15 protein-coding genes are annotated in these 18,101 nt (G+C 50.8%); 10 read left to right on the plus strand and 5 right to left on the minus strand.

The features are described from left to right. Positions 1-94: 94 nt before the first annotated feature. The 3 genes from paaE to BV405_RS11470 all read left to right on the plus strand — a co-directional run bounded on the left by paaE (position 95) and on the right by BV405_RS11470 (position 4,243). Positions 95-1,192 (plus strand): 1,2-phenylacetyl-CoA epoxidase subunit PaaE, encoded by a 1,098-nt coding sequence (gene paaE / locus BV405_RS11460; protein WP_086480970.1) that lies wholly within the window; start codon positions 95-97, stop codon positions 1,190-1,192. Between the two features lie 428 nt (positions 1,193-1,620). After that, a complete protein-coding gene (ercA, locus tag BV405_RS11465; RefSeq protein ID WP_086480971.1) occupies positions 1,621-2,784 on the plus strand; it encodes an alcohol dehydrogenase-like regulatory protein ErcA in 1,164 nt (387 codons plus the stop codon). Next, positions 2,768-4,243 (plus strand): ATP-binding response regulator, encoded by a 1,476-nt coding sequence (locus BV405_RS11470; RefSeq protein ID WP_086480972.1) that lies wholly within the window; start codon positions 2,768-2,770, stop codon positions 4,241-4,243. Before ercA ends, BV405_RS11470 begins: the two co-directional genes overlap by 17 nt. A 117-nt stretch (positions 4,244-4,360) precedes the next feature. Here the strand turns inward: BV405_RS11470 and BV405_RS11475 are convergent, their stop codons facing one another. Further along, entirely contained in the window at positions 4,361-5,080 is a 720-nt protein-coding gene (locus BV405_RS11475; RefSeq protein ID WP_086480973.1) for a YebC/PmpR family DNA-binding transcriptional regulator, read from the minus strand. A gap of 310 nt (positions 5,081-5,390) precedes the next feature. Between BV405_RS11475 and BV405_RS11480 the strand changes: the two genes are divergently transcribed. Further along, a complete protein-coding gene (locus BV405_RS11480; protein ID WP_086480974.1) occupies positions 5,391-6,479 on the plus strand; it encodes a methyl-accepting chemotaxis protein in 1,089 nt (362 codons plus the stop codon). A gap of 118 nt (positions 6,480-6,597) precedes the next feature. Here the strand turns inward: BV405_RS11480 and fghA are convergent, their stop codons facing one another. Both fghA and BV405_RS11490 read right to left on the minus strand, forming a co-directional pair. After that, positions 6,598-7,437 carry an S-formylglutathione hydrolase gene (gene fghA, locus BV405_RS11485; protein WP_086480975.1) on the minus strand — a complete coding sequence of 280 codons (840 nt, stop codon included), beginning with the start codon at positions 7,435-7,437 and terminating at the stop codon, positions 6,598-6,600. 91 nt (positions 7,438-7,528) lie between these two features. After that, on the minus strand, positions 7,529-8,653 hold the full coding sequence (locus BV405_RS11490) for an S-(hydroxymethyl)glutathione dehydrogenase/class III alcohol dehydrogenase (RefSeq protein WP_086480976.1): 1,125 nt from the start codon (positions 8,651-8,653) through the stop codon (positions 7,529-7,531). A gap of 191 nt (positions 8,654-8,844) precedes the next feature. Here BV405_RS11490 and BV405_RS11495 point away from each other — a divergent pair, with 191 nt between their 5' ends. From BV405_RS11495 to ahpF, 5 genes are all read left to right on the plus strand, one after another. Further along, the gene (locus BV405_RS11495; RefSeq protein WP_086480977.1) at positions 8,845-9,711 is read left to right on the plus strand and encodes a LysR family transcriptional regulator; all 867 of its coding nucleotides are present in this window, start codon (positions 8,845-8,847) and stop codon (positions 9,709-9,711) included. Positions 9,712-9,940: 229 nt separating this feature from the next. Beyond that, entirely contained in the window at positions 9,941-11,026 is a 1,086-nt protein-coding gene (locus tag BV405_RS11500; RefSeq protein ID WP_086480978.1) for an amino acid ABC transporter substrate-binding protein, read from the plus strand. A gap of 46 nt (positions 11,027-11,072) precedes the next feature. Beyond that, positions 11,073-12,758 carry a diguanylate cyclase domain-containing protein gene (locus tag BV405_RS11505; RefSeq protein WP_086480979.1) on the plus strand — a complete coding sequence of 562 codons (1,686 nt, stop codon included), beginning with the start codon at positions 11,073-11,075 and terminating at the stop codon, positions 12,756-12,758. A gap of 320 nt (positions 12,759-13,078) precedes the next feature. Then, complete coding sequence (gene ahpC, locus BV405_RS11510; protein ID WP_086480980.1) at positions 13,079-13,645, plus strand: alkyl hydroperoxide reductase subunit C; 567 nt, start codon at positions 13,079-13,081, stop codon at positions 13,643-13,645. Positions 13,646-13,967: 322 nt separating this feature from the next. Further along, the gene (gene ahpF / locus BV405_RS11515; protein WP_086480981.1) at positions 13,968-15,518 is read left to right on the plus strand and encodes an alkyl hydroperoxide reductase subunit F; all 1,551 of its coding nucleotides are present in this window, start codon (positions 13,968-13,970) and stop codon (positions 15,516-15,518) included. A 380-nt stretch (positions 15,519-15,898) separates the two neighbouring features. Here the strand turns inward: ahpF and BV405_RS11520 are convergent, their stop codons facing one another. Together BV405_RS11520 and oxyR are read right to left on the minus strand one after the other, a co-directional pair. Beyond that, entirely contained in the window at positions 15,899-16,423 is a 525-nt protein-coding gene (locus BV405_RS11520) for a glycine cleavage system transcriptional repressor (protein ID WP_086480982.1), read from the minus strand. A 186-nt stretch (positions 16,424-16,609) separates the two neighbouring features. Continuing rightward, positions 16,610-17,506 (minus strand): DNA-binding transcriptional regulator OxyR, encoded by an 897-nt coding sequence (oxyR, locus tag BV405_RS11525; RefSeq protein WP_086480983.1) that lies wholly within the window; start codon positions 17,504-17,506, stop codon positions 16,610-16,612. 322 nt (positions 17,507-17,828) lie between these two features. Between oxyR and BV405_RS11530 the strand changes: the two genes are divergently transcribed. Next, positions 17,829-18,032, plus strand: coding sequence for a hypothetical protein (locus BV405_RS11530; protein ID WP_086480984.1), 204 nt, complete (start codon positions 17,829-17,831; stop codon positions 18,030-18,032). The last annotated feature ends 69 nt before the right edge of the window (positions 18,033-18,101 follow it).

Below are 18,101 nucleotides of genomic sequence, written 5' to 3' on the forward strand. Positions count from 1 at the left end.
AAAAATAATCAGAGAACCCGCTCCGGATGTTTCACTACCGGTGCCGGTTCCGGCGAGACTCCGCTGAGTCTGCCAACAGGATATAGGTGACATCATGTCTGACACCCAGTTTTACACACTGAAAATCGCGGATGTGCAGCCGGAAACGGACACCGCGATCTGTGTAACCTTCGATGTTCCTGCGGAACTGAAAGAGAAGTTTAACTTTATTCAGGGTCAGTTCCTGACTCTGCGCGCTATGATCAATGGTGAAGACGTTCGTCGTTCTTACTCCATCTGTTCCGGTGTAACCGATGGCCACATGCGTGTGGGTATCAAGCGTGTTGATGGCGGTCGTTTCTCTAACTACGCCAACGACGAGTTCAAGCCGGGCATGGAAGTGGAAGTGATGCCACCTCAGGGTAGCTTCTACTCAGAGCTGAAAGCTGACAACGCCAAGAACTACATGTGCATCGCGGCAGGTTCCGGTATTACACCGATGATCTCCATCATGAAATCCGTGCTGGATATCGAACCAAACAGTAAAGTTACCCTGATCTATGGTAACCAGCGCAGCAACACTGTGATGTTCAAAGACGAGCTGAACTTCATCAAAAACCGTTACATGAGCCGCTTCCAGTGGATCAACGTAATGGATTATGAAGATCAGGGCGCTGACCTGCTGAACGGACGTATCGACAATAAGAAAGGCTATGCACTGCAGAAAGCCGGTCTGATCGATATTAAGAGCACCGACGAAGCCTTCATCTGTGGCCCTGAAGCCATGATGACTGAAGTATCCCGTGGTTTCCGTATGGAAGGTCTGAGCGATGACCAGATCCACTACGAACTGTTCGCAAGCTCTTCTGCGGATGCGGAAGCGACTCTGGCGAAAGCACACGCCCGTGTTGAGCAGTACGGCGAAGACAAAACCTCTAAGGTTACTGTCATCGCTGACGGCCGTTCTGTCATGTTTGATCTGGCCACTGTCGGTCAGAACATTCTGGATGCCGGTATGGAAGTGGGTATGGATCTGCCTTACTCCTGTAAAGGCGGTGTTTGCTCCACCTGTAAGTGTAAACTGGTGAAAGGCGAAGTGGAGATGGATATCTCCCACGGTCTGGAACAGCACGAGATCGATGCTGGTTACGTTCTGAGCTGTCAGGCGCACCCGATCTCCGACGAAGTGGTACTGGATTTCGACCAGCGTTAATCGCCACTGCGTTCGCTCACTTTAAAAGCCCTGATGCCTGTCAGGGCTTTTTTTATGCCTTTCAATTCGCTATCCGCCGCCAAGACCAGAAACTACTACTTCAGTACTATTTTCCACCCAGCCTGCCCTGAAATGCTGCCCGTAAGTAGCATACTGATCACCTGCCAGCCGCACTAGGATTCTAAAAGCAGCACCTGACAAAACTGAGCGATTACCCTAGACAGAGCAGGGTTTTAAAGGGCTTCAGGCAAAACAGATCCGCCCTTTGACAGATAAAAAAGTCTAGCTGCAACCCCCAACAAAATTTGAGATGCTGTCACCCCGCACATGGACGTTACGGAAGCAGACCGGCTACAACTGTCGCAAGGCAGCAGCCCGAAAGATAACAACAATAAAAGAGCAGGCTTCAGGCCTGTCAGTGGTCACCGATGAGTAACGCAATCTCCAATCTGAGAAAATTCGTCTCTCCCGAAATCATCTTCGGTGCAGGCGCCCGCAAAACCGTAGGCAACTACGCCCGCAGTTTTGGCTCCAAAAAAGTTTTTCTGGTCTCCGACCCCGGCGTTGCAGCGGCGGGTTGGCTGGAAGATGTCAGAGCCGCTCTCGAAGCCGAAGGTATCGAGAGCGTGATCTTCACTCAGGTCTCCCCCAATCCCAGAACCGACGAAGTGATGCAGGGCGTTGAGCTGTATCAGGCAGAACAATGCGACGTGATCGTTGCTGTGGGTGGTGGCAGCCCGATGGACTGCGCCAAGGGCGTGGGCATTGTCTCGGCCAATGGCGGCCACATCCTGAATTATGAAGGGATCGACACCATCGATCTGCCGATCCCGCCACTGATTTTTATCCCGACCACAGCCGGCACCTCAGCAGACGTTTCTCAGTTCGCCATCATTTCCGATCAGAACGAAAGAGTAAAAATATCCATCGTCAGTAAAGCCGTGGTGCCTGATGTCGCCCTGATCGATCCGGAAACCACGGCAACCATGGATAATTTCCTCACCGCCTGTACCGGTGTTGATGCCATGGTGCATGCCATTGAAGCCTTTGTTTCCACCGGCGCAGGCCCGCTCACCGACATGCACGCGCTGGATGCGATCCGCCTGATCAACAAGAACCTGCCACAACTGGTTGCCAACCCACTGGACAGCGAACGCCGTGAAGCCGTAATGCTCGGTTCTATGAAAGCGGGTCTCGCCTTCTCCAATGCGATTCTTGGGGCTGTTCACGCGATGTCCCATAGTCTGGGTGGTTATCTCGATCTGCCCCATGGACTCTGTAACGCCATGCTGCTGGAACATGTGATCGACTTTAACTATCGGGACGCTCAGGATCGTTACAAGGTAATTGCGGAAACACTGGAACTGGAAACCCACAACCGGAGCAGTCAGGAGATCCGCCGAGTCCTTGTGGATAAAGTGATCAACCTGAAACAGGAAGTTGGCCTGTATCAGACCCTGTCTCAGCAAGGAGTAAAAACAACCGATCTGCCGCAACTCTCCGAAAAAGCACTGGCGGATCTCTGCATCCTGACCAACCCCCGTAGTTCCAACCAACGTGATCTCGAAGTGGTTTATGAAGAAGCGCTCTGATCTGACACAGCGTCAGGAGCTCAAAAATCGCTCTGAGACAAAAACCAGCTCCGACCGGAATAGCGAACAGTCACGTGGCGAGGCACTGACCCACCTGATCGGCCTTGGAGAGCAGTCCGTTCGTAAAAGCTACTATCCGGAACTGCTCACCAAACTGGAAGAGCTGGAACAGGAAAGAGACCGTTATTCCCAACTCAACGCCACACTGGAACAGCTGAATGAAGAACTGGAAGTTCGCGTACAAAAACGTACTCAGGAACTTCAGGCCGTTAACGCCCAACTCCGGCAGGAGATTGATGAGCGCCAGCAAATTGAAGAACAACTGAAACAAGCCAAAGAAGCAGCCGAAGAAGCCAACCGTAATAAAGACAAGTATTTTGCCGCGGCCAGCCACGATCTGCTGCAACCAATGAATGCTGCTCGCCTGCTGGTATCCGCTCTCAGAGAACGCACACTGGCTCCCGCTGATGAAGGGCTGGTTGAGCGCGTGCATCTGGCTCTGGAAAACGCTGAAGATCTGATCAACGACCTCTTGGATATCTCACGTCTGGATCAGAATGCCATTACCCCGGATCTGAGTTCTATGCAGTTGAACGCTCTGCTGCACTCTCTGGATGCTGAATTTCAGCCCGTAGCTCAGGTGAAAAAGCTCAGACTCAATATCCTGCCCACCAGCCTTGCTGTGTGTAGTGATTCCCGCTTGCTGATGCGGATTCTGCGTAACCTGATCAGTAACGCGATCCGCTATACCCCGGAAGGTAAGATTACTGTCGGCTGTCGCCGGACATCTGAACATGTCCTGATTCAGGTATGGGATACCGGCGATGGCATTCCCACCGACCAGCTGGAGATGATCTTCAAAGAGTTTCAGCAGCTGGATCAGCATCGGGGTAAAAACCGTCAGGGACTGGGACTCGGTCTTGCCATTGTTGACCGTATCGCCCGTATGCTGGGCCACCCGGTTCAGGTCGCCTCGGTCGAGGGGCAGGGTTCCTGCTTCAGTGTTCGGGTGCCCCGGGCTCATTTCCAGCCAAGGGTACCCACTTCTCTGCCACCAGCGAGCTTCAGACCATCAGGGGATGTGCTCTTCCAGCGCTCGGTTCTGGTGATCGACAATGAAGAGAGCATTCTGGTCAGTATGGAGGCACTTCTGCAGCAATGGGGTTGTCAGCTGATCTGCGCACCGGATCTGGAAGAAGCCCTGGCGCTTTGTGAAGATGAAGAATTTGAACCTGAAGTGATTCTGGCTGACTTCCACCTGCACGATAACCGCACAGGTACCGAGGCGATCACCGCCTTACGCCAGCACTATCAGAGGGAGATCCCGGCCATTGTACTCACCGCAGATCGCAACAGTGAGCAGCGTAAGCGCTTTAACGATGCCAAGCTGCCGGTACTCAATAAGCCGGTGAAACCGGGCAAACTCAGGGCACTGATCCAGCATCTGCTGGAATCCTGAATATAGATATCACGTATGCTCCGAACACAAAAAAACCTGCCGCAGCAGGTTTTTTTGGTTTCCGGTATCGTCAGCGACCATACCGGAAAAAGTCTGGACTCAGGAACAGCGCCAAACTTAGTACTCAGCGTTGTGGTAGACGTTCTGTACGTCATCCAGGAAGTTCAGCATATCCAGGAACTTGTCCATGGTTTCCACATCTTCACCGGAAATAGCGGTCATGTTATGGGGAACAAACTGGATCTCATCCACTTCCAGCTCAACACCTTCACCAACCAGTTCCGTGATCGCTGTTTTAGCTTTCGCGTAATCGGTGTGTGGTGCGAATACGGTCAGTTTGCCGTCTTCGTTTTCGATATCCGTGACATCAACATCCGCTTCCATCAGCGCTTCCAGTACTGCCTCTTCGTCATCGAAAGCAAATACGAAAATCGCGCTGTGGTCGAACATGTGGCTTACGCTACCCTGACCACCGATTTTGCACTTAGCTTTGTTGAAACAGGTACGAACATCCCCAAAGGTACGGTTCGGGTTATCGGTCAGACAGTCCACGATCACCATGGTGCCGCCAGGGCCAAAACCTTCATAGCGAGCTGTGGAGAAGTCTTCGCCACCACCGCCTTTTGCCTTATCCAGAGCTTTGTCGATTACGTGACCCGGAACCTGGTCTTTCTTCGCACGGTCAATCAGACTACGCAGAGACAGGTTACCATCCGGCTCTACACCACCGGCTTTCGCACAGACATAAATCTCACGGCCATATTTGCTGTACAGCTTGGCTTTAGCGTCCGACGTTTTAGCCATGGACTCTTTTCGGTTTTGAAAGGCTCTGCCCATACCACTATCCCGTTTTATTTGTTTAAAAACCGGATTTTACCTCTAAGCCGGACGCTATAAAACTCTCTTGAGATAAAACTCGCTGATCACAGGCAAAGAGTATCCCGTTATCCATAACCGGCAGAGCTCCATCAAATCCCCACCAGACAAACACCTGCTCAGATCAATAAAAGTCTAATTCCAGAAATGTTAATAATCTGTAACAATGTTACAAAAGAAAACAAAAGCGTAGAATGAAGATTCTTTTTATAAGCATCTATTTAGATTCACAGCCCATTCATCTGTAGATTCTCCCGAGGTCGATACTCTTATGTGGTTCAGCAACACTTTAAAAGACGAAAATGCCGCGCTGAAGCAGGAACTCGCTCAGCTAAAACAGCAGCATCAGACGGAGATTCAGCAGCTGCAGGAAGTGATTGAGGAGAAGGAAAGCCATATCCGCCGGGTGCAACAGGCCTCTGAGGATTTCGCGAATATCATGCCCTGCATTCTTCAGGGCGGCGATATGCTGAATACCATCCGCGAAGGTCTGGCAAGCAATGCAGAAGCTCTGATCGAAGAGCGCAAAGCCCAGAAGCAGATGAATGATGTTTTTGCTGAAACACGGGATGCACTGGTTCGTCTTGAAAACCGCGCCAGCTTTATCAGCGAGCACGCCGGAAAAAGTATGGATGCGGTATCCGTTCTGGATGAAACCGCTTCCGGCATCAGCCGTCTGGTTTCTTCTATCCAGGAGATTTCCGATCAGACCAACCTGCTGGCACTGAACGCCGCGATTGAGGCGGCGCGTGCCGGGGAAGCCGGACGTGGTTTCGCCGTTGTAGCCGATGAAGTTCGTCAACTGGCAGCCAAAGCTCATGAAGCCAGCAGTCAGATCGAATCCCTGATTACCAAAGTAATCTCCCAGACCAATGACATCAAAACCATGGTCAGCGAAAACCAGCAAAGCACCGAAGAGATCTCCGCGTCTTCTTCCCAGATTGATCATGTGGTGGAACAGGTATTGGAACGCTCAACCCACATGCAGAGTGTGATCAGTGACTCCACCACATCCGCATTTCTGAATACAGTGAAGCTGGATCATGCCGTGTGGAAGAACAATGTTTACAGCCTGATCGAGAAACAACAGTTTTCCAGCCAGGTGAATGCCCATACCGAATGTCGTCTGGGTAACTGGTACTTCAACGGTTATGGTGCCAGCCACTACAGCCATCTTCAGAGCTTTAAAGATCTGGATCGCCCCCACAAGCAGGTGCATGAGTGTGGTCGCTCTGCCCTTCAGGCAGGTGCTGCCGGCGATACCAAAAATATGCTGAAATACCTGCAGTGTATGGAAGACGCCAGTCTGGAGGTGATCCGCTGTATTGACCGCCTGATGCAGGACACCCGCAGTCTCTGACTCTGAATTTCAAGCTTCTGAAGTCAAAGACATAGGATAAAAAAAGCCGCTGCTGATCAACCCGATCTACAGCGGCTTTTGTTTTCTGCCCTACCGGAAGCTCCTGGATTATGAATCCTCAGGCTTTCAGGTAACGGCTATGAAACGCCAGATGCTCTTCGATAAAGCTGGCGATAAAGTAGTAGCTGTGGTCATAACCTTCCTGCATGCGCAGCTGCATCGGGTATCCCGCTTGTTCTGCCGCCTGAACCAGAAGCTCAGGTTTCAGCTGCTCTTCAAGAAAGCTATCCTCTGTGCCCTGATCCACCAGCATCGGCAGATGCACCTTAGCCTGACGGATCAGCCCACAGCTGTCGTAGGCTTTCCAGCTTTCACGATTCGCACCCAGATATGCGGTAAAGGCTTTTTCACCCCAGGGTACATTCACCGGATTCACAATCGGGCTGAAGGCAGATACCGAGCAGAAACGCTCAGGATTTTTCATCGCCAGAGTCAGCGCACCATGCCCACCCATAGAGTGGCCAGCTAAAGCCCGTTTCTCAGTTACAGGGAAAACCGACTCGATCAGTTCCGGCAACTCATTCAACACGTAATCTTCCATACGGTAATGCTTCGCCCAAGGCTCCTGAGTCGCGTTCAGGTAAAAGCCTGCTCCCTGTCCCAGATCGTAGCCATCATCATTAGCCACATCCTCACCACGGGGACTGGTATCCGGTGCAACCAGTGCAATACCCAGCTCTGCCGCCATTCGATGAGCGCCAGCCTTCTGCATAAAGTTCTCATCGGTACAGGTCAGGCCCGACAGCCAATAGAGCACAGGTACAGGGCCGACTGCTGCCTGAGGCGGCAGATAGATGGCAAAACGCATCTCGCAGTTCAGCACCTGTGACCGGTGACGATACTGCTTATGCCAGCCGCCAAAACTACGGTTACGGCTGATATTTTCCAAAGGTTCCATAGAGTTCTCCTGCTGAAGGCCGGATGCCCATCATCTCTCAATGGGGTATCCGGCTCTGTCATAACGTCCGCTCAATAATCTGAAATCGAGCTTAGTAATGGATAACACTTCGGATCGACTTACCTTCATGCATCAGATCGAAGGCTTCGTTGATCTTCTCCAGCGGCAGGGTGTGAGTGATAAAATCGTTCAGGGCAAACTTGCCAGCCAGATAATCTTCCACAATGCCCGGCAGTTCAGAACGACCTTTAACACCACCAAACGCGGAACCACGCCATACGCGGCCAGTTACCAGCTGGAACGGACGGGTGGAGATCTCCTGACCGGCACCGGCCACACCGATGATGACAGATTCACCCCAGCCCTTATGGCAGCATTCCAGAGCCGAACGCATCACATCAACATTACCGATACACTCGAAGGAGTAATCCACACCGCCATCGGTCAGCTCAACAATCACTTCCTGAATCGGCTTGTCGTAATCTTTCGGGTTGATGCAGTCTGTCGCACCTAGCTTCTTCGCCAGTTCAAACTTGGACTCGTTAATATCGATACCGATAATACGGCTGGCTTTCGCCATGGTGGCACCAATAATCGCCGACAGACCGATACCACCCAGACCAAAGATGGCAACGGTTGCGCCCTCTTCTACCTTGGCAGTGTTCATCACCGCACCCATACCGGTAGTCACACCACAACCCAGCAGACAGATCTCTTCCAGAGGCGCTTCTTTGTTCACCTTGGCCAGAGAGATTTCCGGCAGTACGGTGTACTCAGAGAAGGTCGAGCACCCCATGTAGTGGTAGATCGGCTGACCATCTTTATAGAAACGGGTCGTGCCATCCGGCATCAGACCTTTACCCTGAGTCTCACGCACTGCCTGACACAGGTTGGTTTTGCCAGATTTGCAGAACTTGCACTCGCCACACTCAGCGGTGTACAGAGGGATAACATGATCGCCTACCTGCAGACTGGTCACACCTTCACCCACCGCTTCAACAATACCGCCACCTTCGTGCCCCAGAATGGCTGGGAAAATACCTTCCGGATCATCACCGGACAGGGTGAAGGCATCCGTGTGACACACACCGGTGGCGATAATTTTTACCAGTACTTCACCTTTCTGCGGCGGCATCACATCCACTTCTTCCACAGAAAGAGGCTGGTTAGGGCCCCAGGCGATAGCAGCACGGGATTTGATCATTGGCTGGGTCATAACAGGCTCCACTTACTGACAGCTTTTCAGCTGATGACAAAATAACGTTGAAAAAACGTATCCCTCAGGATCGATGGCGTAAGTTTAGTCATTACCCTTAAAAGCATAATCACCTAAAATATAAATTCACTTTTACCACCATGTAACAATCAACAAACCACTGAAGCCTGCAGCCAATAACAGGAGAAGCGATGAACTGGGAAGGTATAAACGAATTTGTCGCCGTGTATGAAAGCGAAAGTTTCACACAGGCATCCCGACAACTGGACTGCTCAACCGCTCAGGTCAGCCGTCAGGTGGGTCAGCTGGAAAAGCGACTCGGCAGCAAGCTTTTCTATCGCACCACCCGCAAGGTTTCCGCCACCGAGGCCGGCCAGATTTTCTATCAGCACTGTCGCCAGATTCTGGATGCGCTGGATGATGCCGAAAGGGCACTGACCGATCTGCAGGCGAGCCCCCGAGGCAAACTTAAGATCACAGCGCCGGTCGCTTATGGCGAAAGCCACATCGTGCCTTTGCTGAATAACTTTATGCAGCGATACCCGGATCTGGAGTTGCAGTGCCACCTGACCAACCAGACGCTGGATCTGGTGACTGAAGGTTATGATCTGGCGATCCGACTGGGGCGACTGGGTGATTCCAGCATGATCGCCCGCCGCCTATCCAGTCGCAGACTTTATGTTTGTGCATCACCGGCTTATCTCGCCCGATATGGGGAACCCCATACCCTGTCCGAACTGAATCATCACAGCTGTCTGCAGGGAACTCTGGACTACTGGCGTTTTCGTTCACAGGGGCAGGAACGAAATCTGAGAATTCATGGTCGTATAAGGTGTAATAGTGGACATGCCTTGCTGGATGCTGCACTAAAAGGTTTAGGGATCACACAGCTGCCGGATTATTACGTGGATGAGGCTTTAAAAAGTGGTCAGCTGGTCAGCTTGCTGGAGCCTTTTCAGGGTGATGATGAGGGTATCTGGGCGCTTTACCCACAGAACCGTTTGCTGTCACCAAAAATCAGGCTGCTGGTGGACTATCTTATTGATTCTCTTAAATAAAAACCAACTTAATGGGTTTTGCATAAAATTCAGCAACAGATCAATAAAAACCAAGATTTATTGCTTCAAATCTATAACTGACATTTAAAAGTTATATAAATCAGCTACACTGCCGATACCCCACAAAAATTATGACAATAAAATAAAACCCCTTGTTGTTCAGCGTCATTTTCATCGTCACCTGTTTTAGAGCCGACACGCTGATCCGGGATGTTCAAGGATATCCGAGATGCCAAAACGTTTTTTCTCATTTTTCTCTTCTGCTTCACATCAAGCATCTGCCAAACGTCATCTTTTTTCTGGTAAACCTTTCGCCCTAGCACTCCTTTCCGGTGCATTGACTCTGACTCCTCTGGCTCAGGCCACAACTGATAGCGGAACGAAAGATATCGTTGTCGAGAAAGGCGATCTTGACTGCGGCGTTTTTCCGGATGATCCGGGGCGCAGCGCCATCAATGACAAAGGCCGCTGGGAAGGCTTCTATGTCGATTTCTGCCGTGCAACCGCCGCTGCGGTTTTGGGCAATCCTGAATTTGTCAATTTCATCGAAGTGGGTGCGACCACACGCTTTACCACTCTGATGGAAAAGAAAACCGATGTTGTCATGTACAGTTCCACCTGGACGCTGGGACGCGAAAACCTCTATCAGGTTGAATTCCCGGCAATTTATCTGCTCGACGGTCAGGGCTTTATGGTGCGTAAAAGCTCCGGTATCCGCCAGCTGTCAGACCTTCAGGGCAAACGCATCTGTGTAACCGCTAACACCACCACCCATGACAATCTGGTTGATACCTTCAACTCCCGCGGCTACAAAGCTGACATCATCTTCGCCAATGGCGACAGCTTCTTCCGTGGCAGCTGTGATGCTTACAGTGCCGACCGTATGAATCTGGCAACTAACCGAGCCAACCGTGCGGATAACCCGAAAGACTACATCGTACTGCCTGAGATGATCTCCCGCGAGCCAATCGGCCCTAAGGTGCGTAACGACGATCCTGAGTGGTCACGCATCATTCGCTCCGTCGTACACGCTGTCATTCTGGCGGAAGAAAAAGGCATCACCTCGGTTAATGTTGATCAGGTGCTGGCAACCTCCAAAGATGTCGAAGTGCTCAACCTGCTGGGTAAAACCGGTGATATCGGCACTCAGCTGGGTCTTGACCCTCAATGGGCCTATCGCATTATTAAATCCGTGGGCAACTACGGTGAGATCTACAACCGCCACTTCGGCCTGGGAACCCCGATCAATATGGAACGTGGACTTAACCGTCTGTGGAATCAGGGCGGAGCGCTATTTGCGCCTCCGTTTAAATAACTGATTCTCCGGGCATCCGGTTTCATATCTGATTAAGAGTTCATCTATGGGCAGTTTGGGAAATTTTTCCGGCAAAATTGTGAAGAGCATAGGCTTCCGGCTGACACTGTTTCTGGCAGCCGGCCTTGCGCTCTACCTGGTGATGGCCGCCATGAGCATTCAGGCTCTGCTGCAACAGACTGAAGGTCTGAAGGAGCTGAGCGGCCTGCACTACGAGCGCGCCCTGACCGCAGCAGAGCTGTCACGTGATGCGGAAGTGATCGCAGCACAAACCTTTGAAAGCATCCTCAGTACCAACCGCAGTGTGAGTCAGGAAGGTGCCGTTGATCAGGATCTGGTCGACCTCTACCGCTATGTGCGTAAACAGCTAACCGCCACCAATGAGAAAGAGCAGGGTTATCTGGATGAGATCGATCTCTGGCAGAAACCTTACTTTGCCAGTCTTGAAAAGCTCGCCCAGCGTATGGAAGAAGAACGCCGCCTGATGCAACAGGAGCAGGAGCTGCTAAACGATCTGCAGGGGTTCAGCGACCAACTGATGGAGAATTCCTCTGCATCCTCCTCCAACCTGATTGGACAGCAGATTATCAACACCTGTCTGATCGCCCTTAAAGCAGAGAAAAACGGCCAGCTACACCGACTGGAAAGATCCGCTGAACGCTATCTGGAGCAGCTTTCCGGCACACCGGTACTGGCTCAGGAACTGCGACCTCTGATCACCCGTACCTTTGACCTGAGAAAACCTCTGATTCTGAGCCACAGGGCAACTCTGGCTTCTGCCCGTGAAGCCCGCCTCTATTCTCAGCGCCTGACAACCAGCAGCTACAACTACTTCCAGAGCCTGAAGAACACCGCACACCTCGCCGCCCGTGACTACGAAGCCTCTGCCCAGCGTGCGTTTATGATGGTAGGCGTCTTCAGCGTTATCTTCCTGATCAGTATTCTCGCCATGGTGGTCTTTATCCGCCGCCGTCTGGTAGAACGTCTGGATCACCTGAGTGACACCATGAGTGCTCACGTAGCCGGTGATCCGAAAGCCATTCCTACCGATGGTGAAGATGAGATCTCGGTCATCGGTCAGGCCTTTGAGATTTTCGTGAATGCCCGTAACACCGCTGAGCAGCGTTTAAATCAGGCTCAGGAAGAAACCGAACAGGCCAACCAACAACTGCGTAAGCTGAATCGCCAACTGCTGGTTCTCAGTGAAACAGACCCGCTGACCGGGGTTGCCAACCGCCGTTACTTTGACCAAAAGCTACAGGATCACTGGCAGATGGCACTCAATCTGAGAGAACCTCTGGCTCTGGTGATGTGTGATATTGATCGCTTTAAGGCTTATAACGACCACTTTGGTCACCAGGCCGGTGATGAGTGTCTGAAGAAGGTAGCTGACACTCTGGATGAGATCGTTCATCGTTTCCCGGATACTCTGCTGGGGCGCTATGGCGGTGAAGAGTTTATTTTGCTTCAGGGGAGTTCCTCTCCGGAACAGATTCATCAGCTGGCAGAAGCAATGCGCCTTGCGATTATGGAACAAAACCTTGAACACCCGGACTCCGATCACAAGATCGTTACCCTGAGTCTGGGTACCGCCATTATTCAGCCCGACAGCCACTCATCCATTGATCAGCTGATCCAGCTGGCGGATGACGCGCTTTATCAGGCCAAAGGGGCAGGCCGGAACCAAACAATTACTGCCGGTTCAGAAGTTCGGTCTGAAGCCAGCTCCTGAGCGATATTCAATAGAGCATACAGCCGGACGCTTATCAGATAACGTCCGGCTTTTTATCGCTCCCGATCTGGCCTGAGTGAATATCAGGCAAAACAACCGCCACCGACTACAATCAGAAAAGCTTAAAACAAACATCACAAATTGATAGGAAACACCTATCAAAACAATCAGCCTAATCAATTATCTCACTCTAATAGAACCTCCTATACTTCTCCTGACTTCAACGAAAGGGGCTCTGAAAAAAGCAACTTTCAGAGAACCTAAGCCGTTACGCTTTGTATAGAAAAAGCGCTTATTACTGAAAAGACAGGAGCTATAACATGCCTCAAGCTATCAACACTGAAATCAAGCCATTTGCAGCAACTGCTTTCAAACAGGGTGAATTCGTAGAAATCACTGAAGCAGACGTTAAAGGTAAGTGGGCGGTATTCTTCTTCTACCCAGCAGACTTCACTTTCGTTTGCCCTACTGAACTGGGTGACGTTGCTGACAAATACGAAGAGCTGCAGAAAATGGGCGTAGAAGTGTTCTCAGTATCCACTGACACTCACTTCACTCACAAAGCATGGCACGACAGCTCTGAAACTATCGGCAAGATCAACTACTACATGGTTGGTGATCAGTCCGGCAACATCACTAACAACTTCGGTGTAATGCGTGAAGGTATGGGTCTGGCAGACCGCGCTACTTTCCTGATCGATCCTGAAGGTGTTATCCAGGCGATGGAAATCACTGCTGAAGGTATCGGCCGTGACGCTGACGACCTGCTGCGCAAGATCAAAGCGGCTCAGTACGTTGCTGCTCACCCAGGTGAAGTTTGCCCGGCTAAGTGGAAAGAAGGCGAAGCAACTCTGGCTCCTTCTCTGGACCTGGTTGGTAAAATCTAAGTCTTCCTACCCGAAGCACTTTATATATGGAATGCCACTCTGACATTCCATACCCCTCAGAATCTGCCATCCGGCAGGTTCTGAGAGCCTGAGGCTCAAACTTAAGCCAGTCAGGCAAATGCAATAAACGCATGATCTGTTCTGCAATTTAACATCGGTTCTACCCTGAAAAATCAGTTCTGCTTTAACCATCAAAAGCATGCTACGGCATCGCTTTGCCTGAATTTTATCCCGGCATTGCTCTCTCAGGACCGTTAACCGACAGAACAGGCCGGATAACCGTAACAAGACGGATAACTTTTAACTAAGTGGATGAATAACCATGCTTGACGCAAATCTGAAACAACAGCTGGATGCCTATCTGCAACGCCTCGTTAATCCGATCGAGTTGACGGTATCCGTAAACGGCACAGCAAAGTCTGATGAATTGCTGGAACTGGCCCGCGAAATTGAAGGCCTGAATGACAAGATTTCTCTGGTGGTTGATGAAACCCCAACCGGACGCGCACCACAGATGGTGGTTGCACCTAAAGGTGAAAAAGGTCGCGTAACCTTCGCCGGCATCCCGATGGGTCACGAGTTTACCTCTCTGGTGCTTGCATTACTGCAGGCTGGCGGCTACCCGTCAAAAGAAGACGAAGCCCTGCAGGCTCAGGCAAAAGGCCTGACCCGCGAACTGAATTTTGAAGTTTATGTCTCGCTCTCCTGCCACAACTGCCCGGACGTAGTTCAGGCGGTCAACCTGATGGCGATCCTGAATCCGAACATCACTGCCACCATGATCGACGGCGGCGTATTCCAGGATGAAGTGAAAGAGCGTGAGATCATGGCGGTGCCTTCTGTTTACCTGAACGGCGAACTGTTCGGTAACGGTAAGATGACCCTGGCTGAAATCCTGAACAAGGTGGATGACGAAGCCGATGCCAAAGCCGCTGCGGCTCTGGCTGACAAAGAAGCCTTCGACGTACTGGTTGTTGGCGGTGGTCCTGCGGGCGCTTCTTCTGCCATTTATGCCGCCCGTAAAGGTATCCGTACCGGTCTGGTTGCTGAGCGTTTTGGTGGTCAGGTTTCCGATACAGTAGGTATCGAGAACTTTATCTCTGTGCCTTACACCGAAGGCCCCAAGTTAGTAGCACACCTGGAAGAACACGTTAAAGAATATGACGTGGATATCATGAAAACCCAGCAGGCGGTTGCCCTGAGAGATATCGGCGCTGGCTTAAAAGAGGTCGAACTGGCAAACGGTGCAGTACTGAAATCCAAGTCCGTGATTCTGGCTACCGGTGCCCGCTGGAGAGAGATGAATGTACCTGGTGAAGCTGAGTACAAAGCTAAAGGTGTTTGCTTCTGCCCACACTGCGACGGCCCGCTGTTTAAAGGTAAACCGGTTGCTGTGATTGGTGGTGGTAACTCAGGTATCGAAGCGGCGATTGATCTGGCCGGTATCGTAGAACACGTTACTGTACTGGAATTTGGCGATACCCTGCGCGCTGATGATGTTCTGGTTAAGAAAGCAGAGTCTCTGCCCAACGTGAAGATCATCAAAGAAGCGATGACCACTGAAGTGTTGGGCGATGGCAAAAAAGTAACCGGCCTGACCTACAAAGATCGGGCAACCGATGAAGTCCACACCGTGAATGTAGACGGCATCTTTGTACAGATTGGACTCGTGCCGAACAGTGAGTTCCTGAAAAACACGCTGGAACTGAGCAACCGTGGCGAAATCATTGTCGATGCCCATGGCCAGACCAGCATGTCAGGTGTTTTCGCGGCAGGCGATGTGACCACAGCCCCTTACAAACAGATTATTGTTTCTATGGGCTCCGGTGCCACCGCTGCTCTGGGTGCTTTTGACTATCTTATCCGTTCATAAATGGCTGATTCGTTCGTAAAGAGCTGATTCGCTCTTAAAACTGAATCCTGTCGGGAACCTCACGGTTCCCTGACAGCATGCTCGACCCGTTTTACTCGCTTGATCGATTTGTCAGCTGCCAAGTTCACTTTTTGGCCTTGGCTGACTCGAGTCCAACCGATACGCCGCTTTTTATTGAATCCGGATATCCGGTTCCTGAACAACCGGCTTTCCCGATAAAGAGTGACGTATTGTTTTGCCGAAGGGGTTCTTGTCGGAATCCCCTTCGGCTTTTTTTTGCCCTGGATTTCATACAATCACATCACTGAGAAAATCCAGACATAAAAAAAGACAAACCTGAGTTTGTCTTTTTAGACACCGAGAAATTTGAGCCGGAAATGCTAGCCTGCTACTTTCTCTTCACTGTTAAATTCGATCATCAGATCGCTGCCCAGAGCTTCAATTGCTTCTTCCACCTGCGTCAGGGTAACGCTCTCGGGAACAGTCAGAATCATATCCGCCTTGAACAGCATCTCGGAACTCATCGGCGCAGGCTCGCAACAGGTATCCAGCTCTTTTACGTTGACCTGCAGAGCACTCAGTACCTGCGACACCTCTTTTACGATGCCGGGTTTGTCGTTACCCACAACCGACAAAGAAACGGTAGAACCTGCCACCACATGGGCACCGGCCTTAGCTGCCGTCACGGTTAAACCGAAACGCTCCAGAGCCACCAGATCGTCCACCAGTGCATCGGCCTGATCATCAGCCACGGCAACGGTCAGAATACCGGCAAACTTATCCGCAAGATGGGACATACGGCTTTCAAGCCAGTTACCGTTATGTTTAACGATGGTTTCGGATACTTTTTCCACAAGACCGGGTTTATCATCACCGATCAGGGTTAATACCAGTTGTTGTGACATAACCTTTCTCCGCTCTGTTTTTTTATTATTACCAGAAACTCTTGTCTGCGGTGCTCCACATCAGGGATACCACAGCTGGACTGTTCTTTAGTGATAGCACGCTTTGATGCGCTTTCAAATAACTTTTTATGACAAAACAAGGTGTTAGATGACCTGAAACCCGCTTTTAGCCAGCCCTTACTGCCATCAGAACAGTTCTTTCATCACCTCGCGGACACAACTGACCACCTCCCGGACACAGGTCATTCGGGAGTAGTTCGGTCGAATCAGCAGGGAGATATTCCGGGTAGGTTCCGGGGTCTGAAAACGGATATAACGGATACGATGAGTATCTTCCAGATTATGAGTGGCAAGACGTGGCAGCATGGTCATCCCGATGCCACTGGCCACCATATAGCGCAGGGTCTCAAGGCTTGTAGCCTGAAAACGGTGATCCTCTTTAGCCCCCGATGTAAAGCAGTAACCCAATGCCTGATCCCGCAGACAGTGACCATCTTCCAGTGTGAGCAACTGTTGATTGTTCAGGTCATCAAAGGTCACTTTCTCTTTATCAGCCAGAGGATGCTGAGGCGATACCGCAAGATCCAGAGGCTCTTCAAACAGATCGTAGCGTTCAACTCCCTGCATTTCATCCAGCCAGGGCAGAATCAGCAGATCCAACTTACCCTCATTCAGCTCACGCATCAGCACCTTGGTCTGCTTCTCATGCAGGTAGAAATTGACCTTCGGCAGACGTTCGTTCAGAGGTTCCATCACATGAGGCAGCAGATAGGGTGCTAACGTCGGAATCATGCCCATGTGCAGATCACCGGCAAGGGGATCCAATAGGGTGCGGGCGGTCTCTTCAAACACCTGAGCGGCACTGAGCACGTTACGTGCTTCTTTCACCAATTGTTCGCCCGCTGGCGTTAACATGACATTTCTGCGGTGTCGCTCAACAAGCTGCAGGCCCAGCTGCTCTTCCAGCTTCATAATCTGGCCACTTAATGTCGGCTGGCTGACAAAGCAGGCTTCAGCCGCCTTACCAAAGTGCTTGAAGCGATCAATCGCATCCAGATATTCCAGATCCCGCAGCTTTACCATAGATACACCCTTTTAATATTCCGAAATCCTACAAGGTTTTACCTATGCTAGGACGGCTCCTTGATCACCGCAAGGGGATTTCATCTTAACTACCTGCTAATAGATACAAAAAATAACCATCTAATAAAATTCAAACGCTTGAAATAAAAGTGATACAGATCAAAATACCGCAGCGCAAAAGTTACACAAGATGACACACCAATAACAATACAAAATAAAAGGTTATTTGGCATGTCATCTGCAGAGCATTAAATGGATACCAGAAATGCTTACCAACTAATCAGTAGGGATACAGATGAATTCAGGTTTAATGATAGTGAAAATGGCAAAGCCAGTTAAAAATACAGATGTGGCCGAGATCTCTGTTTTCAGAAAAAAACAGTGTCTGGACAAGAAGTTAGAACACTCTCTGCAGCTTGAGGCAGCCATGGTTGAACTGCAACAGGAGTTCCGTAACCGTAGTCAGCGTATTTCTCAGCACGTTGGCCGTCTGGGTCAGCTTTTGGGCGTTAAACACGTCGCCTGAACTGTTTTAGGGCAAAAACCTTCCTCATCAATCCGGCTTGCCCGCAGAATGATCCTTGCAAGGATCAGC

The organism is Oceanospirillum sanctuarii, assembly GCF_002150805.1.
GTDB lineage: Bacteria > Pseudomonadota > Gammaproteobacteria > Pseudomonadales > Halomonadaceae > Oceanospirillum > Oceanospirillum sanctuarii.

Coding starts and splice junctions, on each gene's coding strand:
- paaE (WP_086480970.1), top strand. CDS start 95: ATGTCTGACACCCAGTTTTACACACTGAAAATCGCGGATGTGCAGCCG.
- ercA (WP_086480971.1), top strand. CDS start 1,621: ATGAGTAACGCAATCTCCAATCTGAGAAAATTCGTCTCTCCCGAAATC.
- BV405_RS11470 (WP_086480972.1), top strand. CDS start 2,768: ATGAAGAAGCGCTCTGATCTGACACAGCGTCAGGAGCTCAAAAATCGC.
- BV405_RS11475 (WP_086480973.1), bottom strand. CDS start 5,080: ATGGGCAGAGCCTTTCAAAACCGAAAAGAGTCCATGGCTAAAACGTCG.
- BV405_RS11480 (WP_086480974.1), top strand. CDS start 5,391: ATGTGGTTCAGCAACACTTTAAAAGACGAAAATGCCGCGCTGAAGCAG.
- fghA (WP_086480975.1), bottom strand. CDS start 7,437: ATGGAACCTTTGGAAAATATCAGCCGTAACCGTAGTTTTGGCGGCTGG.
- BV405_RS11490 (WP_086480976.1), bottom strand. CDS start 8,653: ATGACCCAGCCAATGATCAAATCCCGTGCTGCTATCGCCTGGGGCCCT.
- BV405_RS11495 (WP_086480977.1), top strand. CDS start 8,845: ATGAACTGGGAAGGTATAAACGAATTTGTCGCCGTGTATGAAAGCGAA.
- BV405_RS11500 (WP_086480978.1), top strand. CDS start 9,941: ATGCCAAAACGTTTTTTCTCATTTTTCTCTTCTGCTTCACATCAAGCA.
- BV405_RS11505 (WP_086480979.1), top strand. CDS start 11,073: ATGGGCAGTTTGGGAAATTTTTCCGGCAAAATTGTGAAGAGCATAGGC.
- ahpC (WP_086480980.1), top strand. CDS start 13,079: ATGCCTCAAGCTATCAACACTGAAATCAAGCCATTTGCAGCAACTGCT.
- ahpF (WP_086480981.1), top strand. CDS start 13,968: ATGCTTGACGCAAATCTGAAACAACAGCTGGATGCCTATCTGCAACGC.
- BV405_RS11520 (WP_086480982.1), bottom strand. CDS start 16,423: ATGTCACAACAACTGGTATTAACCCTGATCGGTGATGATAAACCCGGT.
- oxyR (WP_086480983.1), bottom strand. CDS start 17,506: ATGGTAAAGCTGCGGGATCTGGAATATCTGGATGCGATTGATCGCTTC.
- BV405_RS11530 (WP_086480984.1), top strand. CDS start 17,829: ATGGCAAAGCCAGTTAAAAATACAGATGTGGCCGAGATCTCTGTTTTC.